Source organism: Sphingobacterium allocomposti (assembly GCF_008124885.1).
Lineage (GTDB): Bacteria > Bacteroidota > Bacteroidia > Sphingobacteriales > Sphingobacteriaceae > Sphingobacterium > Sphingobacterium allocomposti.
Map to the genome: position 1 here is coordinate 61,499 of NZ_VNHX01000022.1, position 24,163 is coordinate 85,661.

Annotated in this window: 20 protein-coding genes; 1 reads left to right on the top strand and 19 read right to left on the bottom strand. The window is 43.7% G+C overall.

All coding sequences use genetic code 11. From position 1 onward, the window contains the following. Positions 1–6 precede the first annotated feature (6 nt). The 17 genes from BC792_RS18810 to BC792_RS14710 all read right to left on the bottom strand — a co-directional run bounded on the left by BC792_RS18810 (position 7) and on the right by BC792_RS14710 (position 20,278). The gene (locus tag BC792_RS18810; RefSeq protein ID WP_148909761.1) at positions 7–984 is read right to left on the bottom strand and encodes an acyltransferase family protein; all 978 of its coding nucleotides are present in this window, start codon (positions 982–984) and stop codon (positions 7–9) included. A gap of 1 nt (position 985) precedes the next feature. Further along, on the bottom strand, positions 986–2,149 hold the full coding sequence (locus tag BC792_RS14635) for a glycosyltransferase (protein ID WP_211357550.1): 1,164 nt from the start codon (positions 2,147–2,149) through the stop codon (positions 986–988). Next, positions 2,142–3,134: a glycosyltransferase family 4 protein gene (locus BC792_RS18740; protein ID WP_148909763.1), complete on the bottom strand. Its 993-nt coding sequence runs from the start codon at positions 3,132–3,134 to the stop codon at positions 2,142–2,144. Before BC792_RS18740 ends, BC792_RS14635 begins: the two co-directional genes overlap by 8 nt. Further along, complete coding sequence (locus BC792_RS14645; RefSeq protein ID WP_148909764.1) at positions 3,124–4,455, bottom strand: hypothetical protein; 1,332 nt, start codon at positions 4,453–4,455, stop codon at positions 3,124–3,126. The genes BC792_RS18740 and BC792_RS14645 overlap by 11 nt, the downstream gene beginning before the upstream one ends. A 5-nt stretch (positions 4,456–4,460) precedes the next feature. After that, positions 4,461–5,696, bottom strand: coding sequence for a glycosyltransferase family 4 protein (locus BC792_RS14650; RefSeq protein WP_148909765.1), 1,236 nt, complete (start codon positions 5,694–5,696; stop codon positions 4,461–4,463). Then, complete coding sequence (locus tag BC792_RS14655; RefSeq protein WP_170250046.1) at positions 5,689–6,795, bottom strand: glycosyltransferase family protein; 1,107 nt, start codon at positions 6,793–6,795, stop codon at positions 5,689–5,691. The genes BC792_RS14650 and BC792_RS14655 overlap by 8 nt, the downstream gene beginning before the upstream one ends. A 167-nt stretch (positions 6,796–6,962) precedes the next feature. After that, entirely contained in the window at positions 6,963–7,892 is a 930-nt protein-coding gene (locus BC792_RS14660) for a glycosyltransferase family protein (RefSeq protein ID WP_148909767.1), read from the bottom strand. Next, on the bottom strand, positions 7,867–8,595 hold the full coding sequence (locus BC792_RS14665; protein WP_211357551.1) for a hypothetical protein: 729 nt from the start codon (positions 8,593–8,595) through the stop codon (positions 7,867–7,869). Before BC792_RS14665 ends, BC792_RS14660 begins: the two co-directional genes overlap by 26 nt. A 221-nt stretch (positions 8,596–8,816) precedes the next feature. After that, positions 8,817–10,088 (bottom strand): lipopolysaccharide biosynthesis protein, encoded by a 1,272-nt coding sequence (locus BC792_RS14670; protein WP_148909769.1) that lies wholly within the window; start codon positions 10,086–10,088, stop codon positions 8,817–8,819. Between the two features lie 6 nt (positions 10,089–10,094). Further along, complete coding sequence (gmd, locus tag BC792_RS14675) at positions 10,095–11,210, bottom strand: GDP-mannose 4,6-dehydratase (RefSeq protein ID WP_148909770.1); 1,116 nt, start codon at positions 11,208–11,210, stop codon at positions 10,095–10,097. Positions 11,211–11,229: 19 nt separating this feature from the next. Then, the gene (locus tag BC792_RS14680) at positions 11,230–12,180 is read right to left on the bottom strand and encodes a GDP-L-fucose synthase family protein (protein WP_148909771.1); all 951 of its coding nucleotides are present in this window, start codon (positions 12,178–12,180) and stop codon (positions 11,230–11,232) included. Between the two features lie 15 nt (positions 12,181–12,195). Further along, positions 12,196–14,580: a GumC family protein gene (locus tag BC792_RS14685; protein WP_148909772.1), complete on the bottom strand. Its 2,385-nt coding sequence runs from the start codon at positions 14,578–14,580 to the stop codon at positions 12,196–12,198. Positions 14,581–14,592: 12 nt separating this feature from the next. After that, the gene (locus BC792_RS14690) at positions 14,593–15,387 is read right to left on the bottom strand and encodes a polysaccharide biosynthesis/export family protein (RefSeq protein WP_246155103.1); all 795 of its coding nucleotides are present in this window, start codon (positions 15,385–15,387) and stop codon (positions 14,593–14,595) included. A 50-nt stretch (positions 15,388–15,437) separates the two neighbouring features. Then, positions 15,438–16,187, bottom strand: coding sequence for a tyrosine-protein phosphatase (locus tag BC792_RS14695; protein WP_148909773.1), 750 nt, complete (start codon positions 16,185–16,187; stop codon positions 15,438–15,440). A 260-nt stretch (positions 16,188–16,447) separates the two neighbouring features. After that, positions 16,448–18,067, bottom strand: a complete 1,620-nt coding sequence (locus BC792_RS14700; RefSeq protein ID WP_148909774.1) for a hypothetical protein — start codon at positions 18,065–18,067, stop codon at positions 16,448–16,450. Positions 18,068–18,093: 26 nt separating this feature from the next. Further along, positions 18,094–18,834, bottom strand: coding sequence for a hypothetical protein (locus BC792_RS14705; protein WP_148909775.1), 741 nt, complete (start codon positions 18,832–18,834; stop codon positions 18,094–18,096). 28 nt (positions 18,835–18,862) lie between these two features. After that, on the bottom strand, positions 18,863–20,278 hold the full coding sequence (locus BC792_RS14710) for an exopolysaccharide biosynthesis polyprenyl glycosylphosphotransferase (protein WP_148909776.1): 1,416 nt from the start codon (positions 20,276–20,278) through the stop codon (positions 18,863–18,865). A gap of 856 nt (positions 20,279–21,134) precedes the next feature. Between BC792_RS14710 and BC792_RS14715 the strand changes: the two genes are divergently transcribed. Next, the gene (locus BC792_RS14715; RefSeq protein ID WP_148909777.1) at positions 21,135–21,551 is read left to right on the top strand and encodes a helix-turn-helix domain-containing protein; all 417 of its coding nucleotides are present in this window, start codon (positions 21,135–21,137) and stop codon (positions 21,549–21,551) included. 761 nt (positions 21,552–22,312) lie between these two features. On the opposite strand, the gene BC792_RS14720 is transcribed toward BC792_RS14715, so the two are convergent. Together BC792_RS14720 and BC792_RS14725 are read right to left on the bottom strand one after the other, a co-directional pair. Then, positions 22,313–23,233 carry a hypothetical protein gene (locus tag BC792_RS14720; RefSeq protein WP_148909778.1) on the bottom strand — a complete coding sequence of 307 codons (921 nt, stop codon included), beginning with the start codon at positions 23,231–23,233 and terminating at the stop codon, positions 22,313–22,315. Positions 23,234–23,239: 6 nt separating this feature from the next. After that, positions 23,240–23,971 carry an ATP-binding cassette domain-containing protein gene (locus tag BC792_RS14725; RefSeq protein WP_211357552.1) on the bottom strand — a complete coding sequence of 244 codons (732 nt, stop codon included), beginning with the start codon at positions 23,969–23,971 and terminating at the stop codon, positions 23,240–23,242. Positions 23,972–24,163 lie beyond the last annotated feature (192 nt).

Below are 24,163 nucleotides of genomic sequence, written 5' to 3' on the forward strand. Positions count from 1 at the left end.
TAAAACTCATGTAATGATTTTAGTAAGCCTTGTTAATCGAAGAAAATATGCCAAGGTCAGACATATTATAATAATAATCGTTGTTGATAAAAATGGATAGACTATACTTGGGATTAGAGAACAATTTAAATCATTGTGCCTAATTATTTTATCCGACAATAGTATTGCTAACGGATTAGCAACAAAAATGGTCATTGTGTTTTTTCCTACTACTGCTATTACCTTTTGCAAGAATGTAGGGCGTATTTCAAAAGTGGCAGATTTTGTAAAATAAATACTTATTAATAAAGAAGATAACAACAATGAAAATAAAATATATGGCGACCCCGCGTAAGAACCTTTAATGTAGAATTCTATTGGCACCAAAAATAAGAGCAATACCCATATTACGTTTACGGGCTTTATGCTATCTCTAGCCAAACCAATACCGATAAAAGCATAGAGAATCCAAAAAACAAATGGTCGATCACCTAGTTTTGATAGAATAGGGAGGTCATAGTAAACAGCGTATAAAAGATAAAGAAATATCGATAACCCTAAAATAATTAGCCGGAAAACCTTATGAGTGTATAAATATCTGATCAATGGGTAAATAAACAATAATTGAAAAAGAATAACAAAAAAATATTGCCCAGCCCATCCATATCCTGAAAAGTGGGTAGTAACGATCTTTATTAATGTGAGATTACTAAAATCGGCTAATATTATGAAATATAATATTGACCAGATAAAATATACCCTAAAAAGATTGACAAACCTCTTTTTTAAATAGGAAAATTCATTTGTCTTATTCTTGTTAAGTAAACCTTTTTCGAGAAACATGGTCCATATTATTATAAAGCAGGGAACAGCAAATCGAAATAATTGCCTCATGATTTCTGTCATATCGAATTCACATCCCAAAAGATGCCCCCCATGAATAAAAACGACTCCGAAAATAGAAATGGATTTTAAAACGTCTATATTTAAATTCCTGTCCCTCATATTATTTTTCCAATATTTCAATCAGCTTATTAGCGGCTTCTTTTATCGTGAAGTGCTGGTGATAGACCTGATAGGCCTTAATGCCCATTTCCTTTTTCTCAGAACTGTGCATTGTACAGAAATCATCCAATAATTGATAAACCCCTTCTTCTGTGTCAGGTGTAACCAATCCTGCTTTGCCTGCTTCGATCTCCCGCCAAATATTCACCTGATCAGATATCAAGACAGGTTTGCCACAGGCCAACGCCTCTACGACAGCGATCCCAAAATTCTCTTGATGGCTTGGTAGTATAAAAGCTTCGCAGCCATAAAGTGCCCCCCACTTAGCATCGCCTTGCAGCATGCCTGTAAAATGAATTTTAGGTTTACTTTCTGCTAATTCTATCATCTGCCTTGCATAATCACTATCTTTTGGACCGGCTATGACCAAATCGGGCACACTACTGTATTGCAAGCATAGTTTTTTATAAGCATGAATAAGAAGGTCAACCCCTTTTTTGGGATGGATACGGCTAAGGAATAACCAATAAGGCTTATCCGTCAATGCAGGTGGCGTCGACTTCTCTGTATCGGCTGGCGGAGCTTGTATACCATAGCCCACATTGAGTTCTTGCTTCGGCTTATACCCCTTGAAAGTTTCTCTTGCCAGAAGCAATTCTTGTTGGCAGGTAAAGAGTAAGCCATCGGCCTGGTTGACCGTCTTCTTTTCAATCAACCGCCAATAGATTTCATTGCGCAATGCTTTTAATCTACGGGATTTATCTCGCTGAAACCAAGGGTCTAACATACCGTGTGGCATGATATATACCTTTGGGACAGCTAACCCTTGTCCTTTCCGTTGTTGCACCACTTTAGTAACCGCATGACTAGTGAAAGACCATAATCCGTGAATAATAAGGACATCGTACTGTACAATATGTTGCTTTAACCAAGGGATAAGTTGTGGATGATAATGCAAAGGTCCCCGTCCTGCACCAAGAGCATGTATAATGAAATTATCCTGCCCAAGAAAAGGCGCATCGGGACTGTCTAGACAGACTACTTCGTTTTCCCAACCCAAAGCTCTTAACGCCGGAATGGAATAACGAATCCCCTGACTAGGGCCGCCTCCTTGCGGATTCATACTGGATATGACGCGGAGGACGGTTACAGCGTTTCTATCCATTATTCATTACCTCCTTATAAATTTCAAGATACTGCTTTGCGATTTCCTTTACGCGGAATCGCTCTATATTTTTGAGTCCCATTCGAATTAGCCCCTCTCTATACGCCTCATCTTTAATAATCTTTTCGAACCCCATACGTATGGAATTTACATCGGTCGGATCTACATACTGTACCGCGTTTCCCGAGATTTCTGTAAGCGGCTTAATCCGCGAAGTCAGAACAACCCGACCCGTTGCTTGCCCTTCAATAATCGGCATACCAAAACCCTCATATAGAGACGGAAAGCTAACAATATCACAGTCGATATATTCCTGGCGCACTTCTTCATCACTCAAATTATATACATTAGAAAATTCTATTTTTGCCTTATGTAAGTAGGTCTTCATATCTTCGTCTATCTTTCCTAAAATACGTAGGTGACAAGGAGTGTCTTTCAGCGCCGTGATAGTGCGCTTTAAGTTTTTATTCCAGCCCGTACCCACATGTAGTATGACTGGCTTAGACAAACGAAAAGCTTTCTGAGCGTATTGATATCTTATGTTAAGGGGATTGTGGATTACAGTTATTTTGTCTGTTTTTATATGTCGGAGCACGTTCTCCTTCGTATGTGCGGATATACAGGTTACCTTATCTGCTATTTTAATAGGTAGATACAGCCAAAATAACCATTTATAGAGTCGTTTAACCGGATTTCGTACATTGTCTATAAACACCAAATCGTGAATCGTCAGTATCGTTTTTTGCTTTATTAAACCCAATAATATTTCATGTACATGCCCCGAAATATGATTAATTCCCTTTTTATTGCGATGCTTATAAGCATAGACGCTGTTTCGGACGACATCCCAAGGCATAGACCGAGAGGATGGCATATGAGTTTTATCCACCGTAGCGCGCTTTTCCATTTCCGTCATTAATGTTCCAAATACATGTTGTATAGAAAATCCGACGCTTTTATGCCGAAAGAAATATTTAATCTCCATACTGCAACTTCCTTTTTTTGTGTGATCGTAAACTTGCCAAAGCCAAGCCCGACAACAGCACCATAAAGCCTAAATTTGTAGGCATACCTATTTGTCCTTGGGGTAGCGTTAGAAGCACCCCCGCAGTTAGCATCCAGGGTAGCATATCTTTTTGTTGGCGCAACCGACGCAAGGTATTGAAGGCAATCCATCCAGATAAATATAGTCTCAAACCGATTAGCACCCATCCTAATAACAGACCCGATTCACTAGTCATCCGTACCCATTCTTCTTCTCCATTAAAAAAGGAAAAAAGACCATCCGATCCTCCCGCTAGATTAGCACCAACGTTAGTGCCTAAACCCAGCCCGTATCCAAAAAAAGGAGCGTCTGCATTAACCAATCCTCTAATGAAACTACCGAAATAACGGCTTCCAACTACACCTTCGATGCCACCTTCCGTTTCATTGGCCGATTCAAAACGTTCTTCGAAAGCTGTCAAGCTATCACCCGCAATCCCCATCCACATGATGACTCCTATTGAAAGTATAGCTATGGGCAGAGTTTTTAACAACCTTATGCGAACGTAACTCACAGGGTGCAAAAGAACGCCGACAAACATAAAGGCGATGACTACTATAGTTTGGAATAGGTGACTTCGCGATATAGAATAGGGAATAGTCAATGCATAGCAAGCCAGCATGGCATATAATAGCGATGGTCTTATCTGAGCTTCCTTTGGTAAAAAACGGTTGTTAACAAGATAATAAAACAGAAATACTGCTACTATAAGCTGGTACATAACGTAGCCTGCTGTAAAAGAAAAAGTCCCAGAGGGCCGCATATATCCCATCGCACCAGAAAAACCTGCACCTTCCATGTCGCCTCCTACGCCCCGATTTATCCATGCGGCCTGAGGCGAATAAAACTGTGCAATAATTAGTAGTGTCATCGGTATAGAAAGATATAGCATGAAACGCCCCATTTGGAGAATATCTCCGCGATTAAGTATCTTGGCAATGACAAATATAAAAGGAATATGCAGCAGGTAAATACGCCAACCGTATATAGCAGTTAAAAGATTTTGATGGCCAAGAGTAATACTAAGAACAAAAGAAAGCGTGGATACAATTATCAAGGTCAACACATACGGCACTTTTATCAATCCCTTATTGAAAGCGATGACTGTAATTACGATTACGATCGGCTCGCGGACCAAAAGTAACGGTGTTGCCAGCACTGGTATAAGCCACTTGCGCAAAGCGCCTTCGAACAGGAGAAGAATAAAATAGATCCAAATGGATTTCTTGTACCAGCCTAGTGTATCTTCCGTCTTTGCCATTTCTACTACATGTTTCTTTGTATCGAACTTATTAGTTCTATTCCGTACTGTAGCCACGACCGTAATGTTGCTGTGTGCAGGGCGTTCTCGCCTACACGCTTTATTTCTTGCGGTGACTCTAAGATATACATGATTTGCTCCCTAATTGCATTTGCAGTTCCGGCATCGATTAACCAGCCGTTTTCACCATGTTGGATGATATCCGGGCCACAAGTTCGGTCTGTCGTTATAACTGGAGTGCCTTGGGACATTGCTTCAGTAATCACCAGTCCAAATCCCTCAAATAAAGACGGAAACACCAAAACGTCGTGTGAAGCCATCAATTCTAATATCCGTTGGTGTGGTAATGCCGAAATATATCGATGTTGTAACAACGCTTTTTGTAGTGCTGGACATTTTTCAATATCGCCCCGTCCTACTACCGTCAGTTCTACATATGCTTCTAACCCTTTGATTGCGTCAAAGAGATAAGCAATACCTTTTCTCTGAGAAAGACCACCTACGTACAATAACCTTAATTTTCGATCGCTCGGAGATATATACTCCCTCCCGGTGTTTGCCATGGGAAATCCATAGGGAATTACCTCGACGGGTGCTAATAAGCCGGGATATTCAGTTAGTGTTTTTTTAGTAAACGAACTCGCGACGTAGATACGACTGGCTAAGGCTAATTCTTGGTCTTTGCGTTGCAGTTTTGCCTCGCTATCTTTAAACCCTCCCAAGGTCATCGCCCATTCGGGCTTTTCTTCCTTCTCCTTCTCTAAAAATCGACGCATGCTTCGCCAATAACCAATAGGAAGATCGTATAAGCAAATTTTTCCCATTTTCCCGGCCGCCTGGAATGAGGCCAAAGCCCCGTCCTCATAAGCATATATCCCTGCCATATCATTTTGTCGATCGATATAGTTCGCTACCTCTCGGTCAATGCTTTGATAGATTTCATCAACGGAAAATATTCCTTTTTCATGGATGATTGGCGAACGAAGCTTTAATTTACTACATAGCATACGTCCTAACTCTTTATAGGGATATTGTTTTGTAAATTGTTGATTATAAACCGGGTAGGATCTTTTTAAAAACTCCTTGCCACCCGGAAGCTTACTTAACAAACCAAAAATATTATTCGGATAGGTAGCTACCGAAGTATGGAAACTATGTAACATATTGGCTGAATGCAATCCGTCCAGAGCCGCTCGTACATTCGCATTGCCTGTGGGGTGTGAGAGAAGTACTTTATTCATATAAATCCGCTAAAAAAGATGAGCCTACTTGGCTTAAAGAGTTGGAGGCAATAGTGTTCCGCTCCTTGAACTCCAGATTTAATTTTCCCGGGATAAACTGACGTATAAAATTAGGTTGTTGTCTAGACAACATATATTTAGGCGTCCACTTTCTTGCAACCACGTAAATCGGAAGTTGATGATCTAACAAAGTCGCTACTGAGCCACTTTTCTCGATCTGATAAAGCGGAGTGGTTGTTATACCCCAATGACATTTTTGTAGGACCGATGAAATCTGATAATCTTTGCATTCCCCTAGTTGTTTGTAAAGGATATCACATTTTATAAGCTCTTTTATCCAGTCGGAAATGTATACGCCGTTTTTACCGATAAAAATAACCTGAAATTTCAAATTGTGCTGTAACTCGTACTTCTTTAGATCAAGTATAAATTCGGCAACCGAACTATTCGGCTGAATGGAACCAAACATTATTAGATTCACGAAACCAGGCTTAATCTCAAGACATTGGTCTCCCCTATACTTTGAAATATTACTAAACAAAGGCAGCTTCTTGCTAAGACGGGGAACAATATTATTAAGCAGGCTTACGTATATATCGGCGTGACTATGGCACCTCTTGGGACTCAAATGGGAAATGAGTTGTTCTAAAATTTTCTTCTGTATCTTCCCCAATATCTTGTGTTTTAAACTGGCTTCTTGGTCAATTCCCAGCCAAAGTTCATGAAACATAATATGCCACCGATACCCCTCCCCAATCTGTTTTAGCTGTCCTGCCAAAAAGAAAGGCAGACCTTTCGGGTGAAACGAGTAGATCACAAACTGCAAACTAATCCAATCAGGTTGAAAGTGTCGTACGTAACTGCGCGCCAGTCGTACTTTTTCTCTTGTCTTTAAAATAGAAGGAAGGCGTAAAACTGAGATTGTTGTACCTTCATCCTCTTGCTCGCTATTTATTTCGGAAACAATATGCCTATCGTTATAGGCTATAATCGTGGCATGATGGCCTTGGCGTATTAGTTCTCCTGCCAGGCGGCGTGTATAGTCGCCTACGCCGTCTTTGCCTTTTTCCAATGCACCGCAGATAAAGAGTACTTTCATTTTTCTTTCTCTATTTTCTTTGCAGATATACTTCCAATAATTCATATAAGAATACGGAGCTTCTTGATCGTTCCATACACGCTGAACTTAAATGACGTGCTAACGTTCTTTCCATATGTTGTTTTAAATATTTCTCAATACACAAAATTCAAGGTTTAATTTTTTGCTTACTCCCTTCGTTTATAAAATCTCGACAGAAACTTGCAAAGTCTCACAATTATTTTCTTTTTTATGATCTTACTCTTTGAAAAAGGATTTAATATATCTGAATTAACCAAGTCCCAAAATAGAACATCAGCATATCTTGGAGGGGTTCCGTTCAAAAAATCGATTAAAAAACCTCTTTTCCATGGTTTGGGTCCCAATGGGTGAACCATCAAAGGAAAGCCATAATGAAACCCCATAGCTTCGGGCCCTATAGTCGACAATGGAAGACTAGTAGCCATTGTAGCTAAGTTCAATGAATCCTGGTTTGTACTTAAAACGATAGATGTTCTATCATTTACCCTAAATTTTTTCATATCTCCACTGAACACTTCCAATATTTGAGAACACTTGTCCCAAAGATTCACGAACTCTTTAGTCTCTTTTCTCCATCCCAAAAAACCACTATTATAATATCTACTTAATTGATTTTCAACAGAAAAACCTTGTTGTAATAAAATACGGCCCCATTGCTTACGAATCGGATGATCGGCACTCATGTCATAATTAACATCTTCACATAAAGCCACCCCCTGTTTGACCCATTCTCCGAAGAAGCTCATCCTATTAATGACAATAATGTCGGAATCAAAGAAAAAGTATTCATCGGCGTCCGGCTCTAATTCTTCCGTTAGGTAGCGAAACCATTTTGGTTTCTCGTGGACCATATGGAGATCGCCTCGCACTTCTACTAGTTCTACTTCAAAACTGCTATTCAAGGTAAACGATAGTCCATTTTTACTTGTAGAAAGTACGGGCAACCACTTGGGCAGCTGACCCCTATAACCGATGATTATTTTGTCGCCATAAGTTCCGTTTTTCACTATCGAGTTTAATAATGCTGCTACTCCATAGAAATAATCATTTTCAGCTAATGTGGTAAAAACTATCATCTTTGATTTTATTGTAGGTAGGAAATAATAGTGAGTAATAAATGTTACTCTCATTAATCAAGTTACTTTCGAAAAAATACTTAATCGATTTTCTTAGTTGAATATCATTCTTGTTTTCATTTACGTTCGTACTCCATAAGTTAAAGGTTTGAGAATCGGGTATTTCATACATGTCTCGATAGTTCACTTTATTTTTTAACAGGCCAAAATGACAGTTATTACTTATTGCACTTAGCCAAAACCAGATGTCGTCTGCATGAGGTGCAAATTTTGTAAAAAGACGAGAGTTGAATGCAACCGGAGGTAAGCTGTTTTTTGGATAATAAACACCGCCCGTACCAGTTGGAAATAACATTGTGGTAATCTTAGAAGGGGTCGTTACATCAAAGTCCCAGGTTTTATAGCTTTCAAGCTGTCCGTTCTGATTAAGTTTAACATTGTGCCCCCTATGACAGACTATTTTTTTCAAATCTCTATTGCCCATTTGATAATCAGAAAATGATTTAAACCAATTTTTCGGGTACAAGACATCATCATCACAAATGACTATATTGTGATTTGGATATTTCTTCATTGAGTAAACAAGCTTCTTATAAGACTTTAAGTCGTCCACGATATTAACCTCTAAAAGTCCTCTTTCAACCAATACGTTTAAAAACCTGTTGTCTTTGAGTAGCGTTGAGGTTTTGATATCAACATTCATTAGGAAAACTTTAGGTAGATGTCTTCCGGCCAATATTGACCTCAGCATAAACTCTGTAGATGAAATCCTACTCGGAATAGTTGTAAAACTGATTATGATTTCTTCGTTGATATTTTGAGGACTAGTTAGATAATAGCCTTCAAAAGTTTTTAAGTAAAACATTTTGAGCCATGCCCTCCAATGCTTTTTTAATTTTAAATATAGAGTTCCCAAGGTCATGATCAATTGTTGATAAAAAATTTAAGATTTAGGAATAGATTCAGAACATTAATGATTAAAGAAGTAAAACCGATTAAGATAGAAAGAGACAAAATGCCCGCTAATTCGTTCAAGGAAAAAAAAAGTGCCCCTATGGTAATGGCCATTATATTGCCTGCTATTATATGCATAGAGTTAGTGGGCTTCCCCCGTGCAGTAGATATTCCAAACACAAGACCGCTCACCATTTTTAGCGCACCCGCAATTAACACTAAAACAAATTCCTGCTTTAGGGAAGAGTAGTTGTCCCCTAATATCCATAAAACGTATGGGGACAAAACAGAAAGTAAACTGACAGCAATTAGACAAACAAAAAAGGTTGATAGTATTGACATTCCAATAAAAAACAATTTCTTTTCGCTTTTCGGATTAAGCCTAGCTATTCTTGGCAATACTACTATTGATGTTATGGAACTTATTATTGAAAATACCAATGAAAAACGTCCCAATGCTCCTATTTGAGCTACCGCTGTGGTTGTTCCAAAAATAGACAATAACCAAACAGTAATCTCTGCTGAAAGGGCAAAATACATAGAACTAGGTAGAATGCGCTTTACCATGCGCATAATTTCGACTTGTACCGATGTATTTGCCCTTTGTGAACGATCTATATAAGGCTCAGCAATTTTCTTCAACTTCCCATTACCCCAAATCCGCGGTATTCCAGATGCAAAAACAGCCACAAAAGCCCAAGGGAAAGCAAATAGGGTAAGGCCGCTTAATAATAGACGTCCTATACCTACAGTCACCTGGTTCTGTTGAAGAGGAGTGATGTTTTGGTGCAGTTTGGGCACGATCTGCAGTATATTGTCGGATAAAGCTGCAAAAAAAGCTGGAATCAAAGAGGCTGTTATGAGTACGCAGGTAATCCAATCTGCACCTTGTTTCCAAAGTAAATAAGATAAAATCGGTATGGTAATAGACAAAGCTACCCAAGCAAAGCGTCTGCGGAGGTACAGTCCTGTATTGAGTACGGCACCAAGTTTTTTCTTATCCTGCCAGACCTTGCCTCCTTGCGCCATCACACCGGACGATATTCCGCTGTCAGATAATATAGTCATCGTCCCGAGCATGGTATTAGCGATAGTATAATAGGCATATTGTTCTACTGGTAGCAGACGTATTACTAAAATACCAGACAGAAAGCCAACGGCTTGCACAATAATCTGTGCGGCGCCCGTAATGGAAATTTGTTTCGCCCACCGTTTGGCTTTTGCTATTTGTACTGCTTGCATAGAATATTAAACTGCGGTTACGTGAATATCTGGACGTGTGAAACTCTTCATTTGACTTTTAAGATCACTTTCCATCATGTCCTTCACTAGCCCTTGCAAGTTATATTTTGGTTCCCAACCTAACTTCGTTTTAGACTTTGTCGGATCACCAATAAGGAGGTCTACTTCGGTTGGACGGTAATAGGTCGGATCCACTTTTACGACAGTTTTCCCAATTTCCAGCTGGTAGTCCGGGTTTGAACAAGATTTTACACGTGCAACTTCATTTTCTTGTTCTCCGTCGAATACTAATGCAACACCTATTTCTGCGAACGCCAAACGCACAAAGTCTCTTACCGAGGCCGTAACGCCGGTTGCAATCACATAATCTTCCGGCTCGTCTTGTTGTAAGATACGCCACATGGCCTCCACGTAGTCCTTAGCGTGTCCCCAGTCCCGAAGTGCATTCAGATTGCCCAAATAAAGACAATCCTGTTTACCCAAGGCAATGGCAGCAGCAGCCATCGTAATTTTACGTGTAACGAAGGTTTCTCCTCGTCTCGGTGATTCATGATTAAATAGAATGCCATTACAAGCATACATATTATAGGCTTCGCGATAATTTTTCGTAATCCAAAATCCATATATCTTGGCTACACCATAAGGTGAACGTGGATAGAAAGGTGAGTTTTCGTCGTAAAAACCTTTTTCATTCTTATTTTCTGCCAGTCCGCCATATAATTCGGAGGTCGATGCCTGATAGATACGGGTCTTTTGTTCTAGGCCGAGGATACGGACAGCCTCCAAAATACGTAAAGTGCCGAGCCCATCCACATTGCCTACATATTCGGGAGAATCAAAGGAAACCTTGACATGCGACATGGCACCGAGATTGTAAATCTCATCGGGCTGTGTCTCTTGAATGATGCGGATGAGATTGGTTGAGTCTGTTAGATCACCATAATGAAGCTTAAAGTTCACATGTTGCTCGTGCTGATCCACGTACAAATGGTCTATACGTTGTGTGTTAAAGGATGAAGCACGACGCTTTATCCCATGTACCATATAGCCTTTTTCCAATAGGAGTTCAGCAAGGTAGGATCCATCCTGTCCCGTCACTCCTGTTATTAATGCTGTTTTCATAGTCGTCTATGGTGTATTCTTATAGTTTTACCTCTTTATAACCATCCTGATTCTTAAGGAACCATGTATACGTTTTTTCTATTCCTTCTTTTAATAGCACGTTGTGTTTCCACCCTAAAGCATGCATCTTCGAAATATCCATCAACTTACGCGGGGTACCATCTGGCTTGCTACTGTCCCATACGATTTCGCCCTGATGCCCCACAACAGCTTGTATCGTCTCAGCAAGTTCCCTGATCGTCAAATCTTCACCTGTCCCCACATTGTAAAGGTGTTCTGGTAAAGTATTATCTAGAGCAAACGTGACCGCCTCCGCTAAGTCGTCCACGAATAAGAATTCCCGCATCGGTGTTCCCGATCCCCATAGTGTAACAGGAAGATCACCGTTTTCTTTCGCTTCGTGGAACTTCCGGATCATCGCAGGTAATACATGCGATGTTTGCAGATCGAAATTATCATGTGTACCGTATAAGTTGGTTGGCATTAAACTGACATAATCTTTACCAAATTGTTTCCGGATAGCCTGACAAGCCTTTACGCCCGTGATCTTGGCGATAGCATACCACTCGTTTGTCGGTTCCAAGCTATCCGTGAGTAGGTATTCTTCTTTTAGAGGTTGTGGCGCAAACTTGGGATAGATGCAGGACGAACCTAAGAAAATAAACTTGTCCACATCGTGCCGCAACGAAGCATCAATCAAGTTGTTTTGAATCTGCATATTTTCCATCAAAAACTGATAAGGAAAATCGTTGTTCGCTAAGATACCGCCAACGCGCGCGGCCGCGTCGATAACCACGTCAGGTCTTTCCGACGCAAAAAAATCATATACCAGCTCCTGATTACGTAAGTCTAGTTCTCCAGATGTCCTTACCAACAGGTTAGCATACCCGATCTTTTCAAGATGACGTTTAATTGCTCCACCGACCATTCCCCGGTGTCCTGCAATAAATATCTTGCGATGCTTATTCATATATTGACTGACTTATTATTTTCGTTTAAATATCTGCCACCACTTCCTTCTGGAGGCGAGTCCATACTCCCCATAACCGTAGCCATAGCCGTAGCCGTAACCATATCCATAACCGTAGTTACTGTAATACCCATTCCGCGCCTTCACATCATTAATGATCAGCTGTATGGGTTTGATCTTGTTCGTAGCCGCGAGGTCGTTCGGGATGCGGATCTGCTCTTTGTACGTATAGTCTTGTCGCACCAGATACAGGCAGCAATCGGCGTAACGGGACAGCAGTTGCGCATCTGTAACCATACCCACTGGCGGGGCATCCATCAGGATATAATCGTAACGCGCTGCTAAAGCTTCCATGAGTTCAGCCGCCCGCGGATGAACTAATAACTCCGCTGGATTGGGAGGGATTGCCCCTGCCTGTAACAAATCCACATTTTCATGTACTCCGGATGGCATCAAGATTTCTTCTACCTTCATCTCCGAACGAACTACATAGTGGGAAAATCCTTTACCTGCCGGTAGACCAAGCTTCGCTGTCACGGACGGCTTACGCAAATCCAGCTCCATCAAGAGCACCTTCTTGTCTAGCAAAGCCAGCGACACCGCTAGATTTAACGCAACATAGGATTTTCCTTCCCCAGACATGGAAGAGGTAAAGAGTATTCGCTTGCCTCCGTTTAAGGCAAATTCTAGATTCGTCCGCATCGCTCGGAACTGCTCAGCAATTGGCGAGCGGGACGTTTTAGAAACAACCACCTGCTCTTTTTCTGTAGAATGGGCTATCATGCCAAGGACGGGTAACTGGTTCAGCCTATCGATATCCTCCATTCCACGTACACGGACATTAAACAGTTCTTTAATGAACATTATAGCTAAAGGAACAAGCAGAGCCAGAAACAAACCGATACTGTACACCATATTCCGCTTGGGAAGAAACGGATAAGTTTGTGCTTTCGGCGAGTCGATCACTTTGGAATTGGACACATTTGCCGTACGGCCGATGGCAGTTTCTTCCCATTTCTCCTGTAAGAAGATATATTGAGCCTGTTTGATTTGTTGCAGGCGCGCTAGGTCGATATACCCGCGTTCAATAGTCGGTACCTGCGTAATTTGGGAGGTTACGTTATTGGCCAATCCTTGTTGACTTTGCTTAATGAGTTCCAATTGGCGACGCGTAGAGGATAGATTCGCGATCATGTCTTGCCGGGCGCCAGCGATCTGAGAAGTGATGTTTTGCACCAAGGGGTTGTCTTCCGTGTTCGCCAGTAACAGCCGCTCTCGTTGCAAAACCAATTCATTATAGCGTTGGATAAGAACATCGAAACCACCGTCCTGGAGCATCACGGCCGAAGGCACCACACGCGGATTGTTGGTATCTTGCAAATAAGCACTAATGACATCTAAAGCCGCCAATTGTGTCTCTACCTCAGCCAAGCTTTTCGTGAAACTAACGGAGCTCTCTATCAATACTTTTCCCTGCTGTGATATATCAGCCAACTGATTTCTACGCTTGTAACCGGAAATACGGTCTTCAACCCTAGCCAATTCATCTGTAATCTTACGTAATCGCACATTGATGAAAGCTAGCGTAGAATCAGCAATCACATTTTTATCATGCAAGTTCATTTCCACATACTTGTCAATGAATGTCGTCAACAGTTGTTCGCCATATTCTGGCGAGTTATGCTCGAAACCAAGGTCTATAGTCGACACGCTTTTATTGGTGGTGCTTACGGAAAGACGGGAGCTGAAAGAGGCTGTAATAGCCCGCACAGGTGATATACGAAAACCATAGTTCTCTTTGAATGTTTCCCCTTCCGTTTGTTGTATTGTTAATACACCGACACCGGGTAATGTAAAAGGTTGGCTTAATATTACTTGATAGGAGGTATCTGGAGCTAATAGCTGAACCTTATCTCGCTCCTTAAATTGCACTTCTAAAGTATAAGAACGGGCAATAGAGTCGGGATCGGTTAATAGATCGATGCGAAAGGGCGCTGTGGACACCGGTACATCATGCACTCTTCCTTTATTAAAATAGGAAATATACGCTTTTTCCGCTAGCACCATTTTCCGCATGAGATCGGTCGTTCGCAGTATCTCGACCTCGTTATCAACGGAACTCTTTCCGCCTACGAAACCCGAAAGGTCTCCCAGCGCTGAGGATGATAACGAGCCTCCACCTTTACTCTCATCCGAAATTAATAGTTTCGCATGGATTTTATAGACCGGAATACTATAGCGCAGATACAAGAAAGCACCGAAGAAGCCAAGAAAGCCGCAAATTACAAACCAGTACCAATTCCGCATGATACGTCCGATAAACCGAAGAAATTCGTTGCTCTCTGATTTCTTGTTTTCGAAACTGAACTCTTCCTCCCAATCCATATGATTGTTACTCATCACTATATACTATTATAATCTTGAAATTGCTAAAACCGCTACCGAAATCACAGAAGTAATGACACCTATAGCTTGCACGGTAGGTGCACTCCTGACGGTACCACGTGCCTTAGTTGGCTCGACATAGATGACGTCGTTTTGCCGTAGATAGAAGTAAGGGCTAGATAGGGTTTCTGCACGGTTCAGGTCTAATCGAACCAGTTCTCTGTGCTCCGAGCCATTTTCCCTTATCAGGAGAATATTATCTCGCTTTCCATATACGGTGAGATCACCGGCTAGACCCAACGCGTCTAGCACCGTTATTTTTTCATTTGGTACAGTATAACTCGCCGGGCGAGCAACCTCACCAAGTACGGTTACTTTAAAATTAGCGAAACGAACTTGTACCGTAGGGTCTTTGTAAAATTGTGCCGCCAAACCAGTAATCTTTTCCCGAGCCTGGTAGGTGGTTAGTCCTGAAAGTTTTACCTTGCCCAACAACGTCATGTTGACGAATCCCTCCTTATCCACCAAGAAACCGGAAATAACTTGGTTAGAACCCGCTCCTGTCGTTTGCATGTCTGCCGCTTGGTTGGCAAGGGATGCGGTAGAGGGATCTAGGGTCTGGATCGTAATATTCAAAATATCATCACATTGAATGACGGGTTCGGTAAATGCTGCTGCTTGCTTAAAAATACGGGTAGAATCGAGCGGAAGGTCGTTAAAATAAATGCTCTTCTTCACCGAGCAACTGCTAACTAGCAGCAATAGCACGAGTGGGAAGAATCCCATCCGCGAAAAGGTTTGTCTTTTCATTAATTTTTTCATGTTATTACACTTGTTAATTGTAGGTTGTATTGTATTTGTCTATCTTGCTTTTATTCTCCCGTTGTGTTGGCAAACAGCTCTTCATTTTGTATGGTACAATGCTTAAACAGTTTCCGCAAATCCTCCCGCTGCATCCCTGCCTCTAGGGCTTTGACGTGGCGCTCGTGATGTACGTCTGTTCCGACCAGATTCACCATTCCCTTTTCCAGCAGGTACGTGGCAACTTTCTTTTCCCTTGCCCCATAGTAACCTAAGACCGACAATAGATTAAGCTGCAGCAGACACCCGACGTCCTGAAACCGCTGTATTTTTTTTGGATCGTTATGATAGTAGACATAACGCTCCGGATGCGCCAAAACAGGGATATACCCCTCGATCTGAAGATCAAATAGCATGCGCTCGATTTGTCTATTCTCCTGCATGTACGACATCTCTACCAGTACATAACCGCCGGGCAGCACGAGCAACGTGTTCTTGTTCTGCGCGAACGTCCGTTCAAAGGATGCATCCACCATGTATTCCGCTGCATATCCGCCCAGCAGGCTATCTACCCCCTTTCCTTTCAGCTTCTGATAGGAGGCTGCAATAGTCTCTCTGGTGTTCGGATACATTTCCTGAAATACGTGTGGCGTAAAATGAAAATACCATAGACCAAGCAGGGCTAAACGTTCAATCAGCTGTACACTTTCCTCCACCGCAGCACATCCGTCGTCGATTCCGGGCAGTAGATGCGAATGCATATCCGCCTGTACCCAGCGCAGATCGTGATGTACGGGTTTTCGGTTAAAAATGGACAACATGGTTGCTTTTCATTTTTGCTTTTAGTTAATTCCGGTCAACTTGCTGCGTGAACCGTATGTGCGTTAACACATCCGTTCCGAAGGTGATGTAAATAAGAAATACCCGGCCGGCGCGCCCGGCCGGAGTATTCCCCTACAATCACAAGTTAACACTTGAGGTCTTCTATATCTTATCTCTTCCCGGAGCGGAGGAGCAACAGGCGATCCTCTGCCCAGTCACTCCTTTAGCTTCGGAAGAACTATCTACTCGTTATTCAACACTAGAGCTTACCACACTCCTCCGTTAGTATGGCCAGATTGGTTGCTCCTGCCTTCGTTCCGATGATATCGCCCGGTGCTATCCCCACCGTAGCGGTATTATCCTCCTGGACAGCATGCCCCCCTACAATCTTCACCCGTTCTCCCCAGATGGCTTTAAAGTCGTACTTCGTGCCGTCGGTTTTCAATAAGGTTGTTCTCAGGAATCCATTATCCACCGTACCCAAAAACTTAAACTCGGCTGTGCCGGATTCACGGTAGAACATCTGGAACGTAGGTAGCAAGGTAATCGGATCCGTTTTATCGGGACACCGTACGTACAGCTGTAGCGTAGAGGTTGTTCCGGTCGCGTCGCCTGGGTTCGGCAGCCTCACGGATGTCGTCTGACCACAGGCCGCCAACGGTGCCTGCTCGAGAATATGTCCGCTGCTGTTGCGTATTACAATCGACGCTCCGGTAGCCGGCACATCCGTCAGGCTGATGCTGGCATTGTTTTCGTTGATGGAATACTCGCCTGTAGCGATAACCCGTCCACCCCACAATGTTTCGACCACAATAGGATATGTCGAGCTGTTACTCATCCAGTCTCCGGAAAATGTAACCACCCTCGCCTCCGAACAGGCTACCCCAAACTCAGCGGCCATGTAAAAGGACAAGTGGCTGATCGGGAAGGCCACCCGGAACCCGCTGCCCGCCGATCCGGTCACGGTGCTGTTCTGCTCAAAGCGCCATATACCGTCCGTGCTGCTACTGAATATCTGGAACACTTTGCCTGCTGCAAGAGCTTGTCCGTCTATCGGACTTACATAGCTCGCCTTTACCGGCATGCTCACCGCAATCGGCTGGCTAAATTCCTTCACCGCGATGCCGTTGACCAGCATGTTGATGTCCGCAACAGCGGCTGGGCTAAACGTTCCTGCGACGGTCGATCCGTCGGCCAGCACCACCTGGTCGGCCCTTAGATCGCCACCCGGCAACAGCACCACCGCATCCCCGTTGTCGGCGTCGATGCTCATGACAGATATCTGTACAGTCGTACCGGTAATCACATTTCCGGAAGCATCTCTGAACTGCGTTCCTGCCGGAATGGTCAATGTCATGTCGCCCCCGCCTACTGCCGATGGCACTTCTATAGTGGCCACGGCTGCCGTCGAACCGTCGGTATTTAAGTCGACGTTTTCGATTACCTCTTCCGCGCCGTCAGGCACTTCTGTAGGCCGTGCGAGAACAATGGTCTGTATTCCGCTGGACACATCCGTAATAGCCACAGGCACTTCCTGCGTAATATAACCTGCTGCCGCAAATCGTACCCGGAAACGGATCGGCTGGCTCGCCGTCGGCGTGCGCTTCGGATCCACCCCGAACGTGATTAAATTGTCGGTCAGCTTAAAATCTTTGTATCCGCTCATGTTGTATATGTCCTGCGTATCGCCCGACACCAAGGTGACAGTAACGCCACTGATATTCTGGCCATTCGCGTCGACAACCTTCAACGTGGCATAATGCTGGATAACCTCCGTACTGATCTGTAGGTTGAAGTCCTTCAAAGGACTCTCACAAGAGACCGCGCTTCCCAAAAGGGCAACGGCCAACGTATATATTGCTAGTTTTCTGATCTTCATAACTGCTTCTTTTTTATTGATACGACCTACCAAAACCTATAACTGAAACCGAATTCAATACGCGGTAGATAGCGGTAATTTTTGATGTTACGTTCGATGATAGGTGCGTTATTCACGTTCTCCTCCAATAGCCCCGTCGCCTCCATGGACACCCGTGGCTTAGACAGGTAGTAGCAGCCGAGATCCACATGCATCGAAAACCGGCTGTCAATCACGATATTGCTCCAGCCAATTCCGGCGTAAGGGTTGACCGTCTTTTTCCAGTCTACCTTTGTCGTAATCGTCCCTACCTTTTCCGGATGGACATCTATCTCGCCATATTTGTACGGATCCCGCAACCTTGTTGTCAGCTCACCGTCCAGCTTGAAGAAATAAGCGCCGCCGGCCTGTACATTGAAGCTTCGGAAGAAGCCTCCATTCTTTGCAAACGGGGTCCAGCCAAAGGTTAGCGACGCGTTGCCCGACTTGGCGCGGATGTCGCTGCGTGTGGCATACCCACTGTAAGTTCCAACAATATCGGTTGCGAAAGGCATATAGCTCACACCGACCCGCAGCCCAAACTGCTGCCCCAGCGGTTGGTAAAGGTGTACGCCGACACCGGTCGTTCCCATGTGCACGCCTAACGCAAACGGATAGGGATAGCCGTGTGTATAGGCCGACTGGGGAATGCTGTCACGGCTGTCTCCATTGGCCGCTGCTGTAGTGGCGGCCCCGACGGTAAAGATGCCGAGCAACACCCAGACGATTTTGGTAAATCTATTCTTCATAATTTGTTCTATATAATTCATTAATATCTTAATAAGCGTTTTTCTCGCCCCGAACCATGTTCAGCGCAGTCATACATACAATCTTAAAATCCAACATGGCCGACCAATTGCTCATATACTCCAGGTCGTATTCCACCCGTTTTGCCATCAGCTCAGGATCTTTCGTTTCGCCGCGGTAACCGTTCACCTGCGCCCAGCCGGTAATCCCCGGCTTCACGAAATGCCGGACCATATAATGCTGGATCAATTTGCTATAATGCTCTGTATGGGATAGCATGTGAGGGCGCGGCCCGACTACACTCATCTGCCCCAGAAACACATTGATAAACTGGGGAAATTCGTCTAAATTGGTTTTCCGGAGGAACTTGCCGATAGGGGTAATGCGTTTATCGCCCTTTGTCGCCTGCGCCGCATCCGACTCCTTATTGACCACCATGCTTCTAAATTTGTAACAAGCAAAAGTCTGGTTATTCCTGCCGGAGCGGGGCTGCTTGAAAAATATGGGGCCCGGACTTTGGATTTTTATAATCAGTCCAATGATAGGCACCAGCCAGCTTAAAATAAAGACGATCACGACGCTCGATATAAACAAATCAACGATGCGCTTCTTGATACGGTTTTCCATTGTGGATAGCGACTCTTCGTGCGAACGCAGAACAGGAAGTTCCATCGCCACGGCCCCGTCTTTTGCAGCCCGGTAGGGAATAGCGGCCGACGCGGAGACAAAATTTAGCTGCACACATTCCTGGTCGGCTGCCATAATCAATTCCCTGCTGCAATCGGATATATCAGGAGAGCTCACCAGAAAAACGTCGTAAATGCCCAATTTCGACACCTTTTCAAAATAGCGCCTGAACTGCGCGACCTTCTCCTCTTTGCTGATTGCCTGCACTTCATCTTTGTAATGAATAGTATTCACGTGATAGAAAGCATGATCCTGTCCAAACGCGCCAGCTACGGTTTGCAAATAATCGTTATGACCGATCAGCGCCACCTGCTTACTCCAGCCAAACCGTCGGGGCAAAACTGTGTAGACATAGGTCAGGATGAAGCGGGAGATAGCGGCATACAGAGCTAAGGTAATCGCCAGAACCGCAAAAAAGTACCATACGCCGCTGAACCGGTGCCCAATAAGCAAGCAGAGCGCGAAAACAGCAAGGAGCGTGAATGCCGTCCGTAACGTCATCCGAAACACATTCTCCAACCGCTCAATCGTACTGTCCGCATACAGCCGGAGGTATAAGGCAGAGATCACGGACACCAAATTGAACATCGTCAGAAGCGAATAAAAATTCGTTGAAACCATTTTTTGCGAGTCTACCAGTCCGTAGGACGTCACCACCGAAAACGTAGCGAGAAACACGACGTTTAGACAGACAGCGTCCGTAAAGACGAGTAACATCTTTAAGCAAGCTAACACGCGATTTTGGACATATCTATGCATAACACAATGATTTTAGTTCAAACCCTGTAGCAGCAGAAACGAATGAATTATCCCTTAATAAGATTTGTAATCTTCAAACAAAAGACATAAAACTCTCAGTTTATCATTTTCGTTAAATGAAAACAACAAACCATATGAAACGCAGCAAGTTTATAGCCAGCATCTCGTTAGAGAAAAACTCTCAATTGAAGCTTGAAATACTTACTGAATCAGATCAGTCATTTGTTTTGTTTTTTTAAGTTAATACTCTGTTTCTTACCGCTAAGTAAACCGGTCTGGCTTTTCTCTGTTATTAGGTTAATACATTCCAGTTTACCTTTTGCGACCGAAGCCGCACCTCGCGTGTAGTATTGTAATTGTAGATTGTAGTGAAACAAATATAGACTATTTTTGTAAAATAAAAACTATATTCAGGCTAATTTTATATTAATTTATTCACATTTTGCATTTTTCTCATGAAATCCTACCGATTTTGGCAAGAACTACGCTGTTATGCGGCTGAAAATACTTGTTTGGCGTCATTTCGGTTGATTACGTTTTTCTATATTTTTATGCGTTTAATTCGCATTTTTCGCCACTAAGTTAAAGTCATTTGCGTTAAATAAAAATACCACAAATGAGGTATTTTTCAGAAAAATTGCCTTGGTTAGAAGTCAGAAGTGAGATGTGAGATATTAGGAGTTAGAATAGTTAGATGGGTTAGATGGGTTAGAATGGTTAGATGACAGTCGCTACTATCAAAAACAACTTCACGGCTTATAGCCATTAGCTATCAGCCACAAAAGCCCACAGCTCGTCAGATGATTTTTGCCGACTCATCGTAGAGCGCGTACGTCGGTTTGAAAAAGACGTCGAGATGTACGCACTGGTAGCTCACCATTGTATAGAGGAGCTCTTGATTGAAGGGTTCGAACAACTGGAGTCTCCGACCCAGATAGAACATATGCGCAAACTCTCGGATCTAGGTGTTGTCAATACATTTACCGTACTCGTAAACAAACATTACCGGAAAAACACTACCGTTGCCTATTATGCCAACCTGATGAATATGACGTACCAGAAACTGTCTGAAATCTGTTTTAATGTACTAGGAAAGAGTGCAAAAGACGTTATTTCCGATATCGTGATCAAAGAGGCCATCCGCTATATCCGCAACACAAACCTATCCATTTCCCAGATCTCCTACGAATTGGGGTTCACCGATGAAAGCAATTTCCGCCGGTTCTTTAAAAAACATACGGGAAAAACGGCTTTGACATTCCGCCAGCGATAAGCTCTATCTCCTAACTTTCCACGCATACTACTGCACCTTCCCAACAACACAAGCACCCAGCGTCCGTAGCTACAGACGACATGCCTCTACCTATTTGCCCGCCCAAACAAGTTGTAAATCAGCTCCCTCCTGATGTGTAACCCAAAAAATAAGATCCGCTATATAGCATTTTGACATGTTAAAGATATTTCTGTACACGCAATGTAAATGGAGAGATTTGCATCTTTGCAATGCCTTCCCAAAAAGGCAAAAATTTCATAGGTAGATGTTTATGGGACGGAGCCATCCGTCCCGTAATCATCAATTAATGATCATCTTCCGTTCTTAAATGATTAGAAATCAGAAGTTAGATGTTAGATATTAGAAGTCAGGGGTTAGGGGTTAGGAGTTAGAATAGTTAGATGGATTAGAATGGTTGGATGACGGTCGTTGCTATCAAAAACAACAGGCTTTTTATTCGACCCCGTCAGGGTCGTGTAATTGGATACACGGTTTTCTATTGAAATATGACCTCTACGAGGTCAATTGTTGTGCTTAGGCCCACGACTTTACATCTTCACAACTTCACGGCTTATAGCCATTCGCTATTAGCGACTTTGCAGATTTGCAACTTTGCGACTTCACAAATCAACGACTTTACGTCTAATAGCCATCAGCTATCTGCCAATAGCTATTAGCCTCTCACTTCACGACTTCACAAATCAACAACTTTACGGCTAATAGCCATCTGCCATCAGCTATTAGCTATCTATTAACTTCCTCTACGATCTTATGCTAGATACTTCTGCAAAGCACAGTCTGGCCGCCTCCTCATCGGGCAAACATTGCAATACACCTACCGGAACCCGTGTCAATATCTCCTCCAAAATCTGTAACATCGACGCAAACAACGTGGGGTTCCAGCGGATGGCCGAACCGCTGGGCAACAGCGCGACTAACGCCTCTTTTCCCTGCTTCCAATCCAGGCGGTTAAACGGCGCCTGCTCAAGGCGTATGATCGCCCCCAGCTGCACCTCCACCTGCCGGTAGCACGGCGTCTTTCCACTCCAAGGTGTTCCGTATATAGAAACCTGGCCGTCATCATACACCCGGATGGCCGGGTTATCATCATTGAGCAACTTTGTCCCGTCGATATGTTCGGTCCACAGCCGGCTGTGCGTGCTCTTTCCTGTCCCGCTTTTTCCCAGAAAGGCGTAGCCTTTACCAGCTCTCTCTACAACAGAAGCATGAATCAGCAGTGTATCACGTAGCAAGCCAGCCTGTCCGAAAGCAATCATGATCAGCCAGTTGCACTTGAACGTACTATACAATTCGTCTGCCTGTGCATAGATGACCGACTCCCGGAAATCTTTGGAACTGACCATTTTCCAAGGGCGGTCTCCCTCCTTTGCCTGTATCGTTGTTATATAACTGTCATCGGTCTCCTCAAAACAGAAACGCTCTTCCCAGATCACCGATATGTCGCTCAGCAATTTCGCCGATTCAATCTCCGGAGCCGGCTCAATGGTTAGCCGGACGGCAATCAAAGAGTCGTCCTCCTCGCCAGGTTGCGCTGCAAAAGGCTCGAAGGAGGGAAGACAGCGGGCTATATCAATGTCTGTCGCCCCGCGAATCTCCACCACATGACGCGCTATCCTATAAAAAAATGGCCGATATTCTCCAACATGTTGCTGATTATCCATTATACGTTATCTTATATAAATAGTTTGGCTACACGACTCTGCTAAAGCCAGATCGTGCGTTACAAAAACGAGTACTTTGTTTTTTCCCGCCTCAAGGAGATTCTGCGTCAACCGCGCTGCCGTCGCCGGATCGAGTGCCGACGTTACCTCGTCGAACAACCAGACGCTACAGTCCATTAGTAAGGCTCGGGCCACCGCTATACGCTGAGCCTGGCCCTCGGAAAGCCCATAACCCGACTCGCCCACCGGCGTGTCTAGCCCCTCCGGCAAATCGAACACGAAGGATGCACACGCCGTCTCTAATGCCCAACGTATACGATCGTCCGTGATAGGCGCAGCCGTTATCTGCAAGTTTTCGCGGATTGTACCGCTAAACAGCTTATCTCCCTGCGGCACGTAAGCAAAATTCACTCGGTGTTCCCTCCCTAGACAGACGGTTTTGCCGTCTGCATGGAGCTCTATCGTACCGTGGTTAGGCGAAAGAAGGCTTAGTAGCAGGCGGATGAGTGTGGTCTTGCCCTTGCCGCTGCCCCCCAAAATAGCGGTAGGCCTACCCCTTAAAAGTTCTCCTTCGAGGCCGTTCAGGACATCCTTATCTTCGTAGCGGAAGCTTATATGACGTAACACGATCTTTTCCACCCGGAGAAAACGTTCCGGCTGTACGTCCGTCTCGGCCTCCGTACCGAGAATATCCTGTAAGCGATCAAGGGACGCCCGAAAACGGACAAATAAGGGCACAAACCCCATTAAAACCAATACAGGACCTTGAATCCGGGATACGAGCTGCAAGAAAGCGGAGAGCGTTCCAAACGTAATTTCCCCCGCGTGTAATTTATAGTTTGTATGTTTGAAAGGGTATAGCTCCGGGAAGAAGTTTCACATAACTTTAAAGTCAACAAAGTGAAAACTAAAGACGGAGCTATGGAAACA

Coding starts and splice junctions, on each gene's coding strand:
- gmd (WP_148909770.1), bottom strand. CDS start 11,210: ATGAAAACAGCATTAATAACAGGAGTGACGGGACAGGATGGATCCTAC.
- BC792_RS18810 (WP_148909761.1), bottom strand. CDS start 984: ATGAGGGACAGGAATTTAAATATAGACGTTTTAAAATCCATTTCTATT.
- BC792_RS14695 (WP_148909773.1), bottom strand. CDS start 16,187: ATGTTGTCCATTTTTAACCGAAAACCCGTACATCACGATCTGCGCTGG.
- BC792_RS14685 (WP_148909772.1), bottom strand. CDS start 14,580: ATGAGTAACAATCATATGGATTGGGAGGAAGAGTTCAGTTTCGAAAAC.
- BC792_RS14665 (WP_211357551.1), bottom strand. CDS start 8,595: ATGAATGTTGATATCAAAACCTCAACGCTACTCAAAGACAACAGGTTT.
- BC792_RS14655 (WP_170250046.1), bottom strand. CDS start 6,795: ATGAAAGTACTCTTTATCTGCGGTGCATTGGAAAAAGGCAAAGACGGC.
- BC792_RS18740 (WP_148909763.1), bottom strand. CDS start 3,134: ATGGAGATTAAATATTTCTTTCGGCATAAAAGCGTCGGATTTTCTATA.
- BC792_RS14705 (WP_148909775.1), bottom strand. CDS start 18,834: ATGAAGAATAGATTTACCAAAATCGTCTGGGTGTTGCTCGGCATCTTT.
- BC792_RS14710 (WP_148909776.1), bottom strand. CDS start 20,278: ATGCATAGATATGTCCAAAATCGCGTGTTAGCTTGCTTAAAGATGTTA.
- BC792_RS14660 (WP_148909767.1), bottom strand. CDS start 7,892: ATGATAGTTTTTACCACATTAGCTGAAAATGATTATTTCTATGGAGTA.
- BC792_RS14700 (WP_148909774.1), bottom strand. CDS start 18,067: ATGAAGATCAGAAAACTAGCAATATATACGTTGGCCGTTGCCCTTTTG.
- BC792_RS14670 (WP_148909769.1), bottom strand. CDS start 10,088: ATGCAAGCAGTACAAATAGCAAAAGCCAAACGGTGGGCGAAACAAATT.
- BC792_RS14680 (WP_148909771.1), bottom strand. CDS start 12,180: ATGAATAAGCATCGCAAGATATTTATTGCAGGACACCGGGGAATGGTC.
- BC792_RS14635 (WP_211357550.1), bottom strand. CDS start 2,149: ATGGATAGAAACGCTGTAACCGTCCTCCGCGTCATATCCAGTATGAAT.
- BC792_RS14645 (WP_148909764.1), bottom strand. CDS start 4,455: ATGGCAAAGACGGAAGATACACTAGGCTGGTACAAGAAATCCATTTGG.
- BC792_RS14720 (WP_148909778.1), bottom strand. CDS start 23,233: ATGGATAATCAGCAACATGTTGGAGAATATCGGCCATTTTTTTATAGG.
- BC792_RS14690 (WP_246155103.1), bottom strand. CDS start 15,387: ATGAAAAAATTAATGAAAAGACAAACCTTTTCGCGGATGGGATTCTTC.
- BC792_RS14715 (WP_148909777.1), top strand. CDS start 21,135: ATGTACGCACTGGTAGCTCACCATTGTATAGAGGAGCTCTTGATTGAA.
- BC792_RS14650 (WP_148909765.1), bottom strand. CDS start 5,696: ATGAATAAAGTACTTCTCTCACACCCCACAGGCAATGCGAATGTACGA.